Source organism: Geodermatophilus tzadiensis, from assembly GCF_003002915.1.
Lineage (GTDB): Bacteria > Actinomycetota > Actinomycetes > Mycobacteriales > Geodermatophilaceae > Geodermatophilus > Geodermatophilus tzadiensis.
The window spans coordinates 1-14,939 of record NZ_PVTG01000011.1 but is presented as its reverse complement, the minus strand read 5'-3'; the positions used below and the strand labels follow the sequence as shown (position 1 = coordinate 14,939).

General features: G+C 76.1%; 18 protein-coding genes. 8 read left to right on the top strand and 10 right to left on the bottom strand.

The genetic code is table 11. The annotated features are described in order from the left end of the window. Window positions 1-133 precede the first annotated feature (133 nt). The 4 genes from LY71_RS14440 (at window position 134) to LY71_RS23490 (ending at window position 4,887) form a co-directional block, all read left to right on the top strand. Complete coding sequence (locus tag LY71_RS14440) at window positions 134-1,567, top strand: glycosyltransferase family 39 protein (protein ID WP_106278750.1); 1,434 nt, start codon at window positions 134-136, stop codon at window positions 1,565-1,567. A gap of 100 nt (window positions 1,568-1,667) precedes the next feature. Continuing rightward, window positions 1,668-1,820 (top strand): hypothetical protein, encoded by a 153-nt coding sequence (locus LY71_RS23495; RefSeq protein WP_170121365.1) that lies wholly within the window; start codon window positions 1,668-1,670, stop codon window positions 1,818-1,820. A 77-nt stretch (window positions 1,821-1,897) separates the two neighbouring features. Further along, window positions 1,898-4,543 (top strand): P-loop NTPase fold protein, encoded by a 2,646-nt coding sequence (locus LY71_RS14435; RefSeq protein ID WP_106278748.1) that lies wholly within the window; start codon window positions 1,898-1,900, stop codon window positions 4,541-4,543. 167 nt (window positions 4,544-4,710) lie between these two features. Continuing rightward, window positions 4,711-4,887 carry a hypothetical protein gene (locus LY71_RS23490; RefSeq protein ID WP_170121364.1) on the top strand — a complete coding sequence of 59 codons (177 nt, stop codon included), beginning with the start codon at window positions 4,711-4,713 and terminating at the stop codon, window positions 4,885-4,887. Window position 4,888: 1 nt separating this feature from the next. On the opposite strand, the gene LY71_RS14430 is transcribed toward LY71_RS23490, so the two are convergent. The 6 genes from LY71_RS14430 to LY71_RS14405 form a co-directional block, all read right to left on the bottom strand. Then, window positions 4,889-5,578, bottom strand: coding sequence for a glycosyltransferase (locus tag LY71_RS14430; RefSeq protein ID WP_245887903.1), 690 nt, complete (start codon window positions 5,576-5,578; stop codon window positions 4,889-4,891). After that, a complete protein-coding gene (locus LY71_RS14425; protein ID WP_106278745.1) occupies window positions 5,563-6,420 on the bottom strand; it encodes an NAD-dependent epimerase/dehydratase family protein in 858 nt (285 codons plus the stop codon). The genes LY71_RS14430 and LY71_RS14425 overlap by 16 nt, the downstream gene beginning before the upstream one ends. Beyond that, on the bottom strand, window positions 6,417-7,214 hold the full coding sequence (locus LY71_RS14420; protein ID WP_245887902.1) for an aldolase/citrate lyase family protein: 798 nt from the start codon (window positions 7,212-7,214) through the stop codon (window positions 6,417-6,419). Before LY71_RS14420 ends, LY71_RS14425 begins: the two co-directional genes overlap by 4 nt. 164 nt (window positions 7,215-7,378) lie before the next feature. Beyond that, a complete protein-coding gene (locus LY71_RS14415) occupies window positions 7,379-8,452 on the bottom strand; it encodes an ABC transporter ATP-binding protein (RefSeq protein ID WP_106278739.1) in 1,074 nt (357 codons plus the stop codon). Then, window positions 8,449-9,969, bottom strand: coding sequence for an ABC transporter permease (locus tag LY71_RS14410; RefSeq protein WP_245887901.1), 1,521 nt, complete (start codon window positions 9,967-9,969; stop codon window positions 8,449-8,451). The genes LY71_RS14415 and LY71_RS14410 overlap by 4 nt, the downstream gene beginning before the upstream one ends. Before the next feature lie 95 nt (window positions 9,970-10,064). Next, window positions 10,065-11,090 carry an iron ABC transporter substrate-binding protein gene (locus LY71_RS14405; protein ID WP_106278734.1) on the bottom strand — a complete coding sequence of 342 codons (1,026 nt, stop codon included), beginning with the start codon at window positions 11,088-11,090 and terminating at the stop codon, window positions 10,065-10,067. Between the two features lie 108 nt (window positions 11,091-11,198). Between LY71_RS14405 and LY71_RS14400 the strand changes: the two genes are divergently transcribed. Continuing rightward, window positions 11,199-11,639 carry a GNAT family N-acetyltransferase gene (locus tag LY71_RS14400; protein WP_106278732.1) on the top strand — a complete coding sequence of 147 codons (441 nt, stop codon included), beginning with the start codon at window positions 11,199-11,201 and terminating at the stop codon, window positions 11,637-11,639. Between the two features lie 9 nt (window positions 11,640-11,648). On the opposite strand, the gene LY71_RS14395 is transcribed toward LY71_RS14400, so the two are convergent. After that, window positions 11,649-12,137, bottom strand: a complete 489-nt coding sequence (locus LY71_RS14395) for a hypothetical protein (protein WP_106278730.1) — start codon at window positions 12,135-12,137, stop codon at window positions 11,649-11,651. Between the two features lie 57 nt (window positions 12,138-12,194). Here LY71_RS14395 and LY71_RS14390 point away from each other — a divergent pair, with 57 nt between their 5' ends. After that, window positions 12,195-12,623 (top strand): MarR family winged helix-turn-helix transcriptional regulator, encoded by a 429-nt coding sequence (locus LY71_RS14390; RefSeq protein WP_106278727.1) that lies wholly within the window; start codon window positions 12,195-12,197, stop codon window positions 12,621-12,623. 7 nt (window positions 12,624-12,630) lie between these two features. On the opposite strand, the gene LY71_RS14385 is transcribed toward LY71_RS14390, so the two are convergent. Beyond that, window positions 12,631-13,170 carry a DM13 domain-containing protein gene (locus tag LY71_RS14385; protein WP_211297345.1) on the bottom strand — a complete coding sequence of 180 codons (540 nt, stop codon included), beginning with the start codon at window positions 13,168-13,170 and terminating at the stop codon, window positions 12,631-12,633. A 71-nt stretch (window positions 13,171-13,241) separates the two neighbouring features. Between LY71_RS14385 and LY71_RS14380 the strand changes: the two genes are divergently transcribed. Then, window positions 13,242-13,625: a PaaI family thioesterase gene (locus LY71_RS14380; RefSeq protein WP_106278725.1), complete on the top strand. Its 384-nt coding sequence runs from the start codon at window positions 13,242-13,244 to the stop codon at window positions 13,623-13,625. 61 nt (window positions 13,626-13,686) lie between these two features. On the opposite strand, the gene LY71_RS23485 is transcribed toward LY71_RS14380, so the two are convergent. Then, window positions 13,687-14,088 (bottom strand): LppU/SCO3897 family protein, encoded by a 402-nt coding sequence (locus LY71_RS23485; protein ID WP_170121363.1) that lies wholly within the window; start codon window positions 14,086-14,088, stop codon window positions 13,687-13,689. 99 nt (window positions 14,089-14,187) lie between these two features. Beyond that, window positions 14,188-14,397, bottom strand: a complete 210-nt coding sequence (locus tag LY71_RS14370; RefSeq protein WP_106278722.1) for a hypothetical protein — start codon at window positions 14,395-14,397, stop codon at window positions 14,188-14,190. 169 nt (window positions 14,398-14,566) lie between these two features. On the opposite strand from LY71_RS14370, the gene LY71_RS14365 reads away from it, so the two are divergent. Then, window positions 14,567-14,848, top strand: coding sequence for a DUF427 domain-containing protein (locus LY71_RS14365; RefSeq protein WP_106278719.1), 282 nt, complete (start codon window positions 14,567-14,569; stop codon window positions 14,846-14,848). The last annotated feature ends 91 nt before the right edge of the window (window positions 14,849-14,939 follow it).

Below are 14,939 nucleotides of genomic sequence, written 5' to 3'. Positions count from 1 at the left end.
CGGAACCGCGCCCGCACTCCCTCCGAGGACGGCGGCGGCGCGGGTCCCGGGCCGGCACAGGGGTCCACGTCGCGCAGCCTGCTCCCCCGCACCGACGGTCCGCCCGAGGAAGGGTCGCCTACCCTTCCTCTCCGTGACGACGACGGCGCCGCACCCGGTCGGGGTACCGCCGGCGGTCCCGGTCGCCCGCTGGACGCCGGTCGAGCTGCTCCCCCCGGTCGTGCTGGTGCTGCTCGCCGCCGTCCTGCTCGCCCCCGGCCACGGGCTGTGGTTCGACGAGCTGTTCACCGCCGAGGTGGGACGGCGCCCGCTCGGCGAGATCCTGCGGGCGATCGTCAGCGGCGAGGGGACGACGAGCTACCTCGCCGACGTCCCCCCGTCCTACAACGCGCCCTGGTACGTCGTGGTGCACGCGTGGATGGCCCTGCCCGGCCTGGGTGGGGACACCTCGCTGCGGGTGCTGTCCGTGCTGGCGACCGCCGGCGGCCTGGCACTGGTCACCCGCGCGGTCACCCGGCTGGCCGGGCGGCCCACCGGCGTGCTGGCCGGTCTGGTGGTGGCGACGGCGCCGCTGCTGCTCGCCCAGGCCGTCGAGGCCCGCAGCTACGGCCTCGCCGTGCTGGCCACCGGCGGGGCGCTGCTCGGGCTGGTCCGCTGGCTGCAGGAGCCACCGCGCGGCCTGCTGCTGTTCGGTCTCGCCGGCGCGGGCACGGGGCTCGCCCACTGGTACGCGGTCACGGTGCTGGCGGCGTTCGTCGTCGCGGCGCTGCTGCTGCGCGGGCGGGCCGCCGTCCGCGTGGTCGCGATCAGCGCCGCGGCGGTGCTGCCCACCCTCGGCCTGGTCGCGCTCAACCTGCTCAACGGCACCGGCGCGCGCAACGCCGAGCACCTGCGCGACACCGGCGGCACCTTTCCCGACCTGGCCGTCGAGGCCTGGGCCGGGGGCCGCACGCCGCTGCTGTACCTGACCGTCGGGCTGGCCGTCGTCGGCGCGCTGCGCGGGACCGGCGTCCGCGTCGTCGGCACCTGCTGGCTGCTGGTGCCGCTGCTGCTCCTGCTCGCCGGCGAGCTGGTCCGGCCGGTGTACCACCCCCGCTACCTGCTGGCCGGGCTGGTCGGGCTCGGCGTGCTGGCCGCCGCCGGCGCCGCCGCCCTCCCCCGCGGCGCCCGCGCGCCCGTGGCCGCGGCGCTGGTCGGCCTCTCGCTGCTCGCCGCCTCGCCGCTGGCCGTGCGCGAGCCCCGGGAGCGCTCCGACGAGGTGGTGGCCACCCTCGCCCGGCTGCAGCGGCCCGGCGAGCCGGTGGTCGCGGCCGACCAGCGCTCCGCCCTCGGCCTGGACCACTACGTCCGCACCCTGGCCCCGCGCCTGCGGCCCGACGTCGTCCTGCCGCCCGACGACGCCCCCGCCGACGCCGACCGCGTGTGGCTGGTCCGGCGGGAGATCGACGGCGAGCCGGTGCCCACCGACGACGACGGGATCCTCACCGCCGCCGGCCTCTCCCTCGCCGAGGAGCGCGCCTTCCCCGCCACCCGGACCGACCTCGTCCTGCAGCTCTGGAGCCGCTGACCCGCGGCACCGGTGAGTCCGCGCCCCCCGCGCGGTCGGAAGCGTCACACCCGCGCGCGACGGTGCGCGCACCCGAGGCGCAGAGCAGGAGGTGGGGCACGTGACGGCGTACGTCGACGCGGCGCCCGCCGGCGGGCCGGTGCCCGCGGGCGGTGCGCTCCTGCTGGGCTACTCCCGGGCCGCGGCGCGCACCCGCGCCGACCAGCTGTCGGCCTTCGGTCGTGGCCCTCGTGACGGTGCGGTGACGGGCTGACCGGACAGTGACGGCCGATGCCGCGCTGCCGGCCGGGACCGCGCACGTGACTCAGGCGCTGACGAGTCGAGGGGCCGATGACCGAGACACCGACGTCCCGCGACCTCCCTGCGGGACCGGCGAGGGGAACCCGGAACGTCGGGTTCCCGTCCGAGCCTTACGTCTTCGTGAGCGTCGCGCAGGAGGGGGCTAGGCGGGCCGAGCCGCTCCTCGAGACCCTGCGCGAGGAGGGCATCGCGGCGCTCCAGTTGGAGGAAGCGCTCCGCCCCGGTGACGACTGGGAGGCGGTCCACACGAAGCTCCTCAAGGGCGCATCGGCCGTCCTGGTGATCTGGACCGAGGGAGTCAGGCAGTCGGAGTGGCTCCTCCGGGAGGCCGACCGCGCGGCCGCCGCGAGGACGCTGGTGCCGGTCACGCTGGACGGTTTCCGTGCCGTACCGCGCAGCTTCATGACTTACCAGACGGTGGATCTCTCGGGATGGGACGGCTCCCGGGACGACCCCGTGCTGCGGAGGCTCCTAGGCGAGCTCAGGCAGAGGCTGCATCGGGCGTCGCCCCGACCCGCCGCAGGGCGTGACGAGCTCCCCGCCGCCCAGGACCGCCTCGCGCCCTCGCCCCCGGTGGCGCTTTCGCCCTCGTCCCAGGCGGCGTTGGCGTATGCGGACGGCCTGCGTCGCGTCCTGAACCAGCGCGAGGTGCACATGGAGCACCTGATCGAGGGCCTCTACCAGAAGGAGGACGGGCCCACCCGCCGCTTGCTGGAGCGGCACGGGATCGACCGGGACCGGCTGAGAGAGATCATCGCCAAGGCCGTGGAGGTGTCCCTGCCGGAGGACGTGCAGCCGACGGAGCTCACGGGGCTCCCGCCCATGTCCCGGCACACAGCGCAGGCGGTGGAACGGGCCTTCGATCTCGCACGGGAGGGCGTCGACGGATGGGTCCGCACCCGGCACCTCCTGGCCGGCGCACTGTCCGTCGAAGGGTGCGCTGTCGTCCGGGCCATGCGGCAGCACGGCGTCGTGGATGCGGTCGTCGATGCGGGAGCCGACGCGGGGCGAAACGCGGAGCTCGCAGGTGGGCACACCGCCGGCGGGCAGCAGCGGCAGCATGTCCGGTTCGTGGCCGATGAGCCCGTCGGTATGGCGGCCGACCAGCTAGGCCGGGCGAAGGTAGCCGAGGCGTTGTGGGACCAGCTAGCGACTCTGGAGACCGAATTCCCAGGGCGGTCCTTCCTCGTTCACGTGGACGGCGCCTGGGGCGCGGGCAAGAGCACTCTGCTCCGCTTCCTCGCCGAACTGGCCGCGGACCCCCGCGCGCACAGCTCCCGACCGGAGAGCAGTGCAGTCAGGAACCCGTGGCTGGTGGCGACGTACGACGCGTGGCGGCAGTCCCGGGTCGGCCCGTCGTGGCTCACCCTCTTGCAAGCGGTGCGGTCGGAGGTGCGCAGGAGCCAGACATCCCGGTGGCGACGGTTCGTCTTCTCGATGCGGGAACGGGCCAGATTGGTCAGCGCCTGGCAGTGGGTCGCCCTCGCCCTGGTCACAGCGGCGACCGCGACGCTCGTCTGGCTCGTCGCCGCCACCGCGGCCGGCGGCGTGACGCTGAGCCGGTGGGGCGACGTCGGGAGGCTCGCGGGAGGCATGGTGCCACTCGCCGCTGCGGTGTGGGCCCTCTCCAGTCTCGGGGCACGCTTCCTTTCCCTGGACTCACGGCGGTCCGCCCAGGCGTTCCTCGACAACCGGGCCGACCCCATGGAGAACCTCGCCGACCACTTCCGGTGGGTGTTCGGTCGTGCGCGGCGGTCGCTGCTCCTGCTCGTCGACGATCTGGACCGGTGTCCGGACACGTTCGTCGTCGAACTTCTCGACGTCGTGCAGAAGCTGATGCGCGAGCCCCATCCCACCCGGCACGGGTCGCCGGCGGAGCCGGACACGGCGCCGAGTCTGTTCGTTGTCGTCGCCGCCGACGGCCGGTGGATCCGCAAGGCGTACGACAACGCCTACACGTCGCTCGACGATGCGGTGAGCCGGCCCGGGGCGACCGTCGGCTCGCTGTTCCTGCAGAAGATCTTCCAGGTGTCGGTGCCCGTGCCACGGCTGCCCGACGAACTCGGACGCCCGTACTTTTCCGGGCTGCTGGACGGACGACCGCTCCCGGACCGCCCACTTGGGGACGGCCCGACTCGGGCGGAGCTGTCCGCGCGCATCACCAACGCACCTCCGGACCAGGCCCTGGCCGAGTACGCCCGGATGTCGCCGGACGACCGCCTACAGGTCGCCGACGTGGCCGTCGACAAGATCGTCCTCGGACCTGATGCACAGGCTGCTACCGAGCACGCCCTCGCCCGGTTCGCCCCGCTCCTCGACCCGACTCCTCGGGTGATGAAGAGGTTCCTGATGGCCTACAGCATGATGCGGGCCGTCCGGACCGCCGAGGGGTCTGCCGTAGGCGTCGGACCGCTGGCGCTATGGACGATCCTGGAGGCCCGCTGGCCACTGCTCGCCGAGCACCTCAAGGTGGACCCCGACTCGGTCCGGCTCTTCCACCGCCCGTCGGAGGAGATCCACCGGTCGCTGCCGACCGCGGTAGCCGCCCTCGTCGAGCACCCGCCGGACGCCCTGCGGGCGGTCATGAACCACGAGGCCGGCCCACTCGACTCGGAGACGATCCGAGCCGCCTGCGGTCAGGTCGTCGAACGGTCGGCTGCCTCCAGGGCACGGTGAGGAGTCGCCGCACTTGCTCGTCTTCCGTGCGCCCTGCACCGCAGGCCCCGTGGTGTAGGCAGGAGCTCGGCCAACGCACACGGCTCGTTCCTGGCCAGCCGCGGCGGAGGGGCCTGGACGCGGTCAAGGCCGACACCGGCGCCGACGGGGACCTCGGTGGTCCCGAGGTGGCCGCTCGCTTCGCGGTCACGGACAACCCGTTCAGCTCGCTGGTCACCGCCGTCCGCGGGCTGGTGCACGGCGAGGTCGCCGGCTCCGACGTGCTGCTGGTGTTGGTCTGGGCGGTCGCCCTGGTGGCCGTGCTCGGGCCGCTGACCATGCGGCGCTACGGCAACCGGGCCTGAGTCACCGCCGGCGCGCCGCCCACCACAGCGAGCGCAGCGACTGCCGCAGCCGCGCTCGCGCCGTCCACGACGAGGAGCCCTCGGGACGGCGGTCGCGGGCCACCGGCACGCTGGCCAGCGGCAGCCCGGCGCGGCCGGCGGCGAGCACCACGCTCGGCGCGTCGCCGCCCAGCACCGAGTCGACGACGGCCGCGCGCACCGCCGGGCCCAGCGCGAGGAAGGCGCCCGCGTCGGGCGGCAGGCCGGTGAGGCGGGCGGCCAGCCGGCGGTGCAGCGTCCCGGTGAGCCGCCGCACCGGCGACTCGTAGCGGCCGCGGCGGCCGGCGAACACCGCGCCGACGTCGCCACGGGCGAGCCGGTCGAGCAGCAGCGGCACCGCCTCGGGCGGGTCCTGCAGGTCGGCGTCCAGGCACACCCAGACGTCGGCGTCCTCGGCGAGCAGCCCGGTGGCCAGCGCCCGGTGCTGGCCGACGTTGACCGTCAGCCCGGTGACGCCGATGCGCTCGTCGGCGGCCAGCGCCGCGGCCACCGCCAGGCTGTCGTCGGGCGAGGCGTCGACCACCAGGCGGAGCCGCCAGTCCCGGCCCGCCAGCGCGGCGGCCAGCCGGTGGGCCAGCGGGCGCAGCGTGGCCGCGTTGCCGTACACCGGGACGACGACGGCGACCCGCGGCCCGCTCAGCCCGCCGCCCACGTGCGCGCCAGCCCCTCCTCCAGCCCGACCGTCGGCACCCAGCCGAGCGCGGCGCGGGCCGCCCGCGGGTCGCACACCCAGTCGGCGGTGTCCCACGCCCGGCCGGGGTGCGCACCCGACGCCGTGGCGATCGGCCGGCCGGTGACCCGCTCGGCGGTGGCCACCAGGTCGGCGACGCCGGTCTGCACGCCGGTCCCGATGTTGAGCACCGCGCCCGGCGGCAGGTCGTCGGCGAGCGCGGCCCGCACGCAGGCGTCGACGACGTCGCCCACCCACACCCAGTCGCGGCGGCTCACCCCGGCCGGCAGCGGCACGGTGCCGCCGCTGCGGGCGGCGGCCAGCACCACGGGCACCAGCCGGGTGGGGTGGTCGCCGGGCCCGTAGACCTGGAAGGCGCGCAGCACGGCGGCCCGCACGCCGCGCTCGGCGGCGGCGGCCTGCAGCAGCAGCGACCCGGCGGCCTTGGTGGCGCCGAAGAAGCCGCGGGGGTGCAGCGGCGCGTCCTCGGCCAGCGGCACCGGCCCGGCGGCGTACTCGGTCGAGGAGCCCAGCCGGACCACCGCGCGGCAGCGGTCGGGCAGCGCGTCGACCAGCCAGGGGCTGGTGTTGACCGCCACCGTCGCGGCGCGCTCCTGCGCCGTCGCCTTGGCGCGGCCGGCGGCGAGGGAGAAGACGACGTCGGGGTCGGCGGCGCGGACGGCGGCGGCCGCGGCTCCCGGGTCGGTGAGGTCGACGTCGGCGCGGGTCAACCCGGTCACCGACCAGCCGTCGGCGCGCAGCCGGTCGGCCAGGTGCCGGCCGACGAACCCGCCGGCGCCGGTGACCAGCGCCCGGCCGCTCACGCCGGCAGGGCCACCGGGACCGGGGACCCGGCCGACTCGACGGCGGCCACGAAGTCCGCGCGCCGCTCGACCACCGTGAGCGGGTCGGCGGAGGCGAGGTCGGCCAGCGCGGCGAGCAGCCGCGGCACCTCGCGGAAGGGGTCGCGGCCGGCCATGTCGGCGGTGAACGAGCGGCGCAGGAAGGTGAAGTCGGTACCCAGCCGCACCAGCTCGGCGGCCAGCAGGTCACCGGGCACGGGGAACCCGCCGCCGGGCAGCGTCAGGCCGCCGACGCCGAAGGGCTGCGCCACGTGCGCGCGGACGGCGTCGACCGTGCCGTCGACCAGCGGGCGGAACAGCTCCCGGGACCGGCGGTCGATGCGCAGGTCGTTGAGGCCGACGTAGACGCGCGACAGCGGCCGGCGGGCCAGCGCGGGTGCCCGGTCGACCGCGTCCTGGGTCTCCACGAGGATGCCCAGGCCGCAGCGGCCAGCGACCAGGTCGAGGGTGCGGTCGACCTCCTCGGGCGTGCGCACCATCGGCAGCAGCAGCTCGTCGGCGCCGCGGGCGATCGCGTCGTCCACCTCCCCCGCCGTCCAGGGACCGAAGCCGTTGACGCGGCACACCAGCCGGCCGTCGGTGGCCGCGCGCATCCGGGTGAGGTCGTCGGCGGTGTCGGCGTTGATCTGGGTGCCCTCGCCGGCCTGGCGGCGGGCCTTCCCGCGGCGCTCCCAGTCGACGACGATCCCGGCCGCACCCGCGGCGACGACGTCCCGGCCGAAGCCGGGGTCCACGGTGAAGAGGAGCAGGTCCACGGGAGTGAGCTTAGGCACACCTAACTCACGGCCCGCACCCAGGTCCGGGCGCCGGGGGCGCGGGTCCCCGGATCCCGCGTCCTCCCCCACCGCAGCGTGTCCTCCCCGACCGCCCACCGTCGAGGAGGACACGCGATGACCAGGGGACCTGATCGTCGCCGCCCTCAGGCGGGGGCCGGCGCCGGGGACGGGCACGGGGCGCCCGACGGGGTGCCGACCGGGAAGGGCACCGCCGTGCCGGTGACGGCGACCGACACCTCCGCGCCGGCGAGCGGCAGGTCGCCGCCCTCGGTGCGGGCGCTGACCCGACGTCCCGAGGGCAGCTCGAGCTCCACCCGGGCGTCGTGGCCGTAGAAGTCGACCGCGCACACCCGTGCCCGGGGTCCGGGGCCGGCCGACAGCCGCAGCTGCTCGGGGCGCAGCAGCACCCGCACCGGCCCGTCGGGGCACGCCCGCCCGAGCACGAGCTCCCCGAGCTCGGAGGCGACCCGCCCGCCGACGGCGTCCCCGTCGAGGACCACCGCCTCGCCCACGAACGCGGCGACGTCGAGGTCGCGCGGGTCGCGGTAGAGCGTGCGCGGGTCGGCCAGCTGCGCCAGCACGCCGCCGCGCAGCACCGCCACCTGGTCGGCGGTCGACAGCGCCTCGGCCTGGTCGTGGGTGACCAGGACGGCGGTGGCGCCGGTGGCCCGCAGCGCCGCGACCACGGCCCGCCGGGTGTCCTCCCGCAGCGACGCGTCCAGCGAGGAGAACGGCTCGTCGAGCAGCACCAGCGAGGGCTCGGGCGCCAGCGCGCGGGCCAGCGCCACCCGCTGCTGCTGGCCGCCGGAGAGCTGGTGCGGCGTGCGGTCGGCCAGCGCGGCGTCCAGCCCGACCAGCTCCAGCAGCGACGCCACCCGGGCGCGGTCGCGGCGCAGCCGGCGAGGCAGGCCGAAGGCGACGTTGCCGGCCACCGTCAGGTGCGGGAACAGCCCGCCCTCCTGCGGCACGAAGCCGATGCCGCGCCGGCGGGCGGGCACCGGGCGCCCGGCTCCGGCGACCACCCGGCCGCCGAGCTCGACGGTGCCGGCGTCCGGGTCGTCGAACCCGGCGACGATCCGCAGCAGCGTGGTCTTGCCGCAGCCGGAGGGCCCGAGCAGCGCGGTGGTCGTGCCGGCCGGCACGTGCAGGTCGACGCCGGCGAGCACCGGGGTGCGGCCGTAGGACTTCGTCACGCCGGTGACGGACAGCGCACTCATGGGGTGGGACCTCGTCGGGCAGCGGGGAGGACGTCCCGGGAGACGTCGCGGGAGAGCAGCACCGTGGCCGGTGCCGAGAGCAGGACCATGACGACGGCATAGGGCGCGGCGGCGCCGTACTCCAGGGCGCTGCTGGCCGACCAGAACGCCGTCGCCAGCGTGGTGGTGCCGGTGGGGGCGAGCAGCAGGGTGGCGGTCAGCTCGGTGACCACGGCGAGGAAGACCAGCGCCGCGCCGGCGCCGATGCCGGGCGCCAACAGCGGCAGGGTGACCCGCCACAGCCGGGCGGGGGCCGAGGCGCCCAGCGAGGCGGCGACGTCGTCGTGCAGCGGCGGCGACTGCTCGACCGCCGCGCGCACGGTGACGATCGCCCGTGGCAGGAACAGGATCGCGTAGGCGGCCAGCAGCACCGGCACGGTCTGGTAGAGGCCGGGCACCAGGCGGATGGACACCGTGACCAGGGCCAGCGCGATGACGATCGCCGGCACCGCGCTGCCGAGGTAGGTGCTGCGCTCGAGCAGGGTGGCCACCGGCCCGCGCCGGCGCACGGCCAGCCAGCCGGTGGGCAGCGCGAACACGGTGGTGACGACGGCGGCCGCGGCGGCCAGCGCCAGCGTCGTCCCCGTGGTGGTGGCCAGGGTGTCGACGTCGAGGCCGGCGGAGGTCCCGGTGGCCATCCAGCGCACCAGGCTGACCAGCGGCACCGCCACCGACAGCGCGACCACCGCGGCCAGCGCGAGCAGGGCGGGCGCGGTGAGGGCGCCGAGCCGCACCGGCCGCACCGCGCGGGCCGCGCCGGCGCCGGTCCGCGCGTAGCCCCGGGCGCCACGCAGCCGGATCTCGGCGAGCAGCAGCACCAGGCACAGCAGCACGAGGACGCCGGCGAGCATCGTGGCGCCGGGCCCGTTGAAGGTGGCGCGGTACTGGTCGTAGACGGCCGTCGTGAAGGTCGGGTAGCGCAGCATCGCCAGCGCGCCGAACTCGGCCAGCACGTGCAGCGCCACGAGCAGGGCGCCGCCGAGCACGGCCACCCGCAGCTGGGGCAGCTGCACCCGCCGGAACACCCCCCACGTCGACAGCCCCAGGCCACGGGCGGTGTCCTCCAGCGCCGGGTCCAGCCCGCGGAAGGCGGCGACCGCGGGCAGGTAGACGAACGGCGCGTACGACAGCGACACCACCAGCAGCGCGCCGCCGTAGGTGTCGAAGCCGGGCAGCAGGGAGATCCAGGCGTAGCTGGTGACGAAGGCCGGCACCGCGAGCGGCGCCACCAGCAGCACGTGCCACACCCGGCGGCCGGGGACGGCCGAGCGCTCGACCAGCCACGCCGCGCCCACCCCGAGGACGACGCAGACCACGACCGCGCCGCCGACCAGCCGGACGGTGTTGACCAGCAGCTCGGCCACCCGCGGCCGGAAGACCAGCTCGGTGATGCCGTCCCAGCCCACGCCCACGGCCGCCACGACGATGTGGCCCAGCGGCACCAGCGCCAGCGCCGCGACCGCGGCGGCCAGCAGCACGGTGACCGGTGAGCGGCGCAGCGTCCCGGGCGCGCGCCGGCCCCGGGACGCCGGGACGGTCGGCGTCCTGGGGCCCGGGAGGACGGGGGCGGCGCTCAGAGCAGACCCACCTCCTGCATGAGCTCGGTGACCCGGTCCTGGTCGAGCGAGCCGGGGTCCACGGCGGGCGCGCCGAGGGTGTCCAGCGGCGGCAGCGCCTCGGCGGAGGGCACCCCGGTGCCGACGGCGTACTCCAGCGCGGTGCTCTCGGCCAGCCGCTGCTGCGCGTCCCGGGCGGTCAGCCAGGCGACCAGCCGCTGGGCGTCGTCCTGCTGGTCGGAGGAGGCGAGCACGCCGGCGCCGGAGATGCTGAGGAAGGCGCCGGGGTCGCCGTTGCCGAAGTGGTGCAGCCGCGCGTCGTCGCCCTTGAGGCCCTGCTCGGCCTGGTCGCGGTACCAGTAGTAGTGGTACATGACGCCGGCGTCGATCTCGCCCTCGTCGGCGGCGACCATCACCGCGGTGTTGCTCTGGTAGACGTTCGCGTTGCGCTGCAGGCCCTCGAGCCAGGCGCGGGTGGCGTCCTCGCCCTCCAGCGCCAGGACGCCGGCGACGATCGCCTGGAAGTCCGCGCCGCCGGCCGCGATGCCGATCCGGCCCTCCCAGGCGGGGTCGGCGAGGTCGAGGATCGAGGCCGGCAGGTCGCCCTCGGGCAGCTGCGCGGGGTTGTACACCAGCACGGTCGAGCGCGCGGCGAAGCCGGTCCAGGTGCCCGAGGAGGGCCGGAACTGCTCGCCGACCTGGTCGAGGGTCGCCTGCTCCAGCGGCGCGAGCAGGCCCTCCCGGTCGAGGACGTCGATCGAGGGGCTGTTCTCGGTGAGGAAGACGTCGGCCGGGCTGGCCTCACCCTCCTGCACGATCTGGTTGGCCAGCTCCGCGTCGTTGCCGTCGCGGAACTCCAACTCGATGCCGGTCTCCTCGGTGAAGCCCTCGACCATCGTGCGCACCAGGCTCTCGTGCTGGGCGCTGTAGACGGTGAGCGTCTCGGCGTCCGAGGCCCCGGCGGTGTCGCCGCACGCGGTGAGACCCCCGGCGAGGGCGAGGGCGGAGAGAGCGACGGCGGTCGCCCGCGCGGGCCTGGTCACGGGGGTCCTCCAGCAGACGACGGCGGCTGTGCGTGTGGCAGCCCAGGGTAGGCACACCTAAACAGACCACGCCGCCGCCCCGACAGCCCGCTCGGCTACAAACGAGGGGTGACCGGTCCCGCGCTGCGCCGCGCCCGCTTCGCCGAGCTGACGCCGTTCGAGCTCTACGCGCTGTGCCGGCTGCGGGTCGACGTCTTCGTCGTCGAGCAGCAGTGCCCCTACCCGGAGCTCGACGGCCGCGACTGCGAGCCGGCCACGGTGCACCTGTGGCTGGAGGAGGACGGGCAGGTGCTGGCCACGCTGCGGGTCCTCGACGACGGGGACGCGCGCGCGATCGGCCGGGTGGCCACCGCCGCGACCGCCCGCGGGCGGGGCCTGGCCGCGCGGCTGGTCGAGGCCGGGATCGAGCAGTGCGCGGGCGCGCCGATCACGCTGGGCGCTCAGGCGCACCTGGAGGGCTGGTACGAACGGTTCGGCTTCCGGCGCAGCGGGCCGGGCTACGTGGAGGACGGCATCCCGCACGTCCCCATGCGCCGCGAGCCGGCCTGACCGCCCGGGTCAGGCCCGTCGGCGGATGCGGCCGAACGGCTTGACCACCGACAGCGCGAGCGTGGTCACCAGCACCACCGAGGCCGCCGAGGAGTTGCGCACCAGCCCCCACCGCTCCCCTGCCGTGAGCGGCGGACCGGCGAGCGCGGCGTCGGCGGCACCGGCGAGCGCCGGCACGAGGACGGCGAGCGCGAGGACCGCACCGGCGGCCGTGAGCACCAGCTTCAGCGCGACCCACCAGTGGCGCAGCAGGCCCCACGGCGTGCGGGCGCCGAGCAGCACCCCGGTGGCGAGGGCGGCGAGGGCCAGCGGCACCAGCAGCGCGGTGCCCACCAGGTGCGCCGCCGGGTAGACCGTCGCCGGGTCGCGACCGGTGGCGCCCGCGACGTCGAGGGTCAGGACGGCGGCGTCGGCGCCCAGCAGTCCGACCGACGTCCCGACGTGCAGGACGACCCACCCCTTGCGCCAGCGCGGTGACAGCCGCGACATCCCGGCCATGCCGGAAACGATAGACGTCTAACGGTTAGTCGTCTACCGGACCGCTAGGCTCGGTGCGTGCCCGGACCGCAGGAGGAACCCGTCGGGCTCGTGGTCACGCGGACCTCGCGCACCCTGGCCCGGGCGTTCGAGCAGGCGCTGGCCACGGCCGGCGGGTCGACGCCGACCTGGCTGGTGCTGCTCTCGGCCAGGACCGGATCGCACCGCACGCAGGCGGAGCTGGCCGCGGCCGTCGGCGTCCGGGGTCCGACGCTGACCCACCACCTCGACGGCATGGAGCGCGACGGGTTGGTCACCCGCGCGCCGGTCCCCGGCGACCGGCGCGGACAGCGCGTGGTGCTCACCCCCGCCGGCGAGGAGCTGTTCCTGCGGCTGCGCGAGGTGGCGGTCGCCTTCGACCGGCGAGTGCGGGCCGGGCTGGCGGAGGCCGAGGTGGCGCAGCTGCGGCGACTGCTCGCCACCCTGGCCGGCAACGTCGCGGAGTGAGCGGCGGTCAGGTCGCCGTCGCGGGCCTGAGGTCGGCGGCGCCGAAGGCCGCGTCGAACCGGTCGCACCAGATGACGACGCTGGTCCAGCCGCCGGCGTCGACACCGGCGGGCACGGCGTAGTTCTGGTCACCGACGTTGCCCTTGAGCGGGCCGAGGTCGACGAACTCGTCGTCGAAGGCCGCCTCCTCCCCCTGCGCGGGGTTCTGCGAGAGGTAGACGAAGAGCGCCGGGCCGTTGGAGGTGGTGAAGCCCTCGAGGCGGACCACCACCTGCCCGTCGGGCAGCCCCACCACCCGGGCGGTGCCGGCGGTGTCGTGCTCGCGGGAGACGAAGGTGCCGGCGGCGAGGTCCACCGGTCCGGGCGGCGGCTCGGGGGTCGGCTCGCCGGCGGGCGCCGGGGACGGCGCCTCCGCCGACGGCAGCGCCTCGTCGACGCGCTGGTCGTAGAACAGCTTCTGCGGTTGGAACCAGACCAGCGTGACGGCCGCCAGCAGGGCCACCACGACCGCCGCGAGCGCGATCCACGTCCGCCGCCGCACCGCCACGGCGGCGGACCCTAGCCGCGCGCCGTCCGGCCGGGGGGTGTCCCGCGCACGGCACCGGGTACCGGCCGCGCATGGCAGACGACGCGACGGTCGGCGGGTTCGCGGAACGGCTGGGCGCGGCCCTGCAGGAGGCCGGCGACGGTGCCGCGACGCTCGCCTTCGACGCCGGCGACGAGCACCTCAACCCGGCGGGCACGCTGCACGGCGGGGTGGTCGCGACCCTGGTCGACACGGTGATGGGCCAGGCGGTGCGCACCACCATCGGCGACGGCGAGGTGCCGGCGACCAGCCAGCTGACCGTGACCTACCTGCGCCCGGGTCGGCCGGGGCGGCTGGACGTGCGCGGCCGGGTGCGCACCCGCGGCGAGCACCTCACCATCTGCGAGGCCGACGTCGAGCAGGACGGGAAGGCCGTCGCGCACGCCGTCGCCACCTTCGCGCTGCTCGACCGCTGACCGGCCCCGGACGCGCGAGCGCCCCGCCGGTCGGTCCGGCGGGGCGCTCGCGGGCAGTGGGTCAGACCGGCTCGACGCAGTAGACCGTGCCGTCGCCGTTGTCCCCGGCGCGCCACAGCGCCCGGACGGCGGTCTCGAACTCCGTGCACGGGGTGTAGGCCGTGTCGGAGAACTCGGCCTCGGTCACCTCGTCGGCCTCGGTGCCGACGACGCGGTACTGCGCCTCGGAGCTGTCGCAGTCGACCGTCTCCACCGAGTCGACGCCCTCCTGCTGGACGCAGTCACCGACCTCGGGGCTGCCGAAGCCGCCGAGGGTGACCGCGGCGATCCCGCCGGCGACCGCCACCGCCGCGACGGCGCCGCCGATCCTGCGGCCCCTGCCGGCGCCCCGGGGCGCCGCGCCGGGCCGGCCGGGGCCGGATGGGCCGGGGACGCTGGAGCCGGGCTGTCCGGGGTGGGTCATGTCGAGCTCCTGGTCTCCGGCCGACGCCGGGCGCGGCGCCGGTCACCGGCCGGGAGCATGACACGGGCCGGGAGCGGTCGGCCGGGACGTCGTCGCCGATCAGACCCCGACGGCCGAGGGCACCTGGTGCTCGACCACGGAGCTCGGGCCCTGGGCGGTGTCCTCGCCCGTGCCGCACTGGCTGACCAGCGTGATGAACAGGAAGACGAAGACGATCACGCCCAGGAAGGTGGCGAGCAGCAGCGCCCGCCCGCGCTTGGGCCGGGGCGTCATGCCGTGGCGCTGGTCGTCGGGGTCGGGGGTGGACATGGCGTCTCCTCGTCGTCGGCGGCGGCTCGGGCGGGTGCGGCGCGACGCGACGCCGATGGGCCGGCGCGACGGGCCGGTGCACACCCCTCCCCCGCTCCCATGCCCAGCCGACCAGGTCTCACGCGTCCGCGGGGTGCCGCGGGGGCCGGGCGCGGAGGACGATCCGGTCATGACCACAGCCACCTGGAACGGGACCGTCGTCGCCGAGTCCGACGACATCGTCACCGTGGAGGGCAACGCCTACTTCCCGCGCGAGTCGGTGCGCGAGGACGTGCTGCGCCCGTCGTCGACCCACACCACCTGCCCGTGGAAGGGCGAGGCGTCGTACTACACGCTCGAGGTCGACGGGCAGACCAACCCGGACGCGGCCTGGTACTACCCGCAGCCCAAGAACGCGGCGAAGGAGATCACCGGCCGCGTCGCGTTCTGGCGCGGCGTCGAGGTCCGCTAGGGAGTTTCTGCCGGATCAAGGGAGCCAGGTCAGTAGCGCGGCGAGGTTGAGCGCGCCGGCGTAGTTGCGGACGTGCTTGTCGTAGCGGGTG

Excerpts from the sequence above, each read along its gene's own strand:
- LY71_RS14435 (WP_106278748.1), top strand. The coding sequence starts at position 1,898 with ATGACCGAGACACCGACGTCCCGCGACCTCCCTGCGGGACCGGCGAGG.
- LY71_RS14415 (WP_106278739.1), bottom strand. The coding sequence starts at position 8,452 with ATGAGTGCGCTGTCCGTCACCGGCGTGACGAAGTCCTACGGCCGCACC.
- LY71_RS14395 (WP_106278730.1), bottom strand. The coding sequence starts at position 12,137 with ATGGCCGGGATGTCGCGGCTGTCACCGCGCTGGCGCAAGGGGTGGGTC.
- LY71_RS14380 (WP_106278725.1), top strand. The coding sequence starts at position 13,242 with ATGGCAGACGACGCGACGGTCGGCGGGTTCGCGGAACGGCTGGGCGCG.
- LY71_RS23485 (WP_170121363.1), bottom strand. The coding sequence starts at position 14,088 with ATGACCCACCCCGGACAGCCCGGCTCCAGCGTCCCCGGCCCATCCGGC.
- LY71_RS14370 (WP_106278722.1), bottom strand. The coding sequence starts at position 14,397 with ATGTCCACCCCCGACCCCGACGACCAGCGCCACGGCATGACGCCCCGG.
- LY71_RS14365 (WP_106278719.1), top strand. The coding sequence starts at position 14,567 with ATGACCACAGCCACCTGGAACGGGACCGTCGTCGCCGAGTCCGACGAC.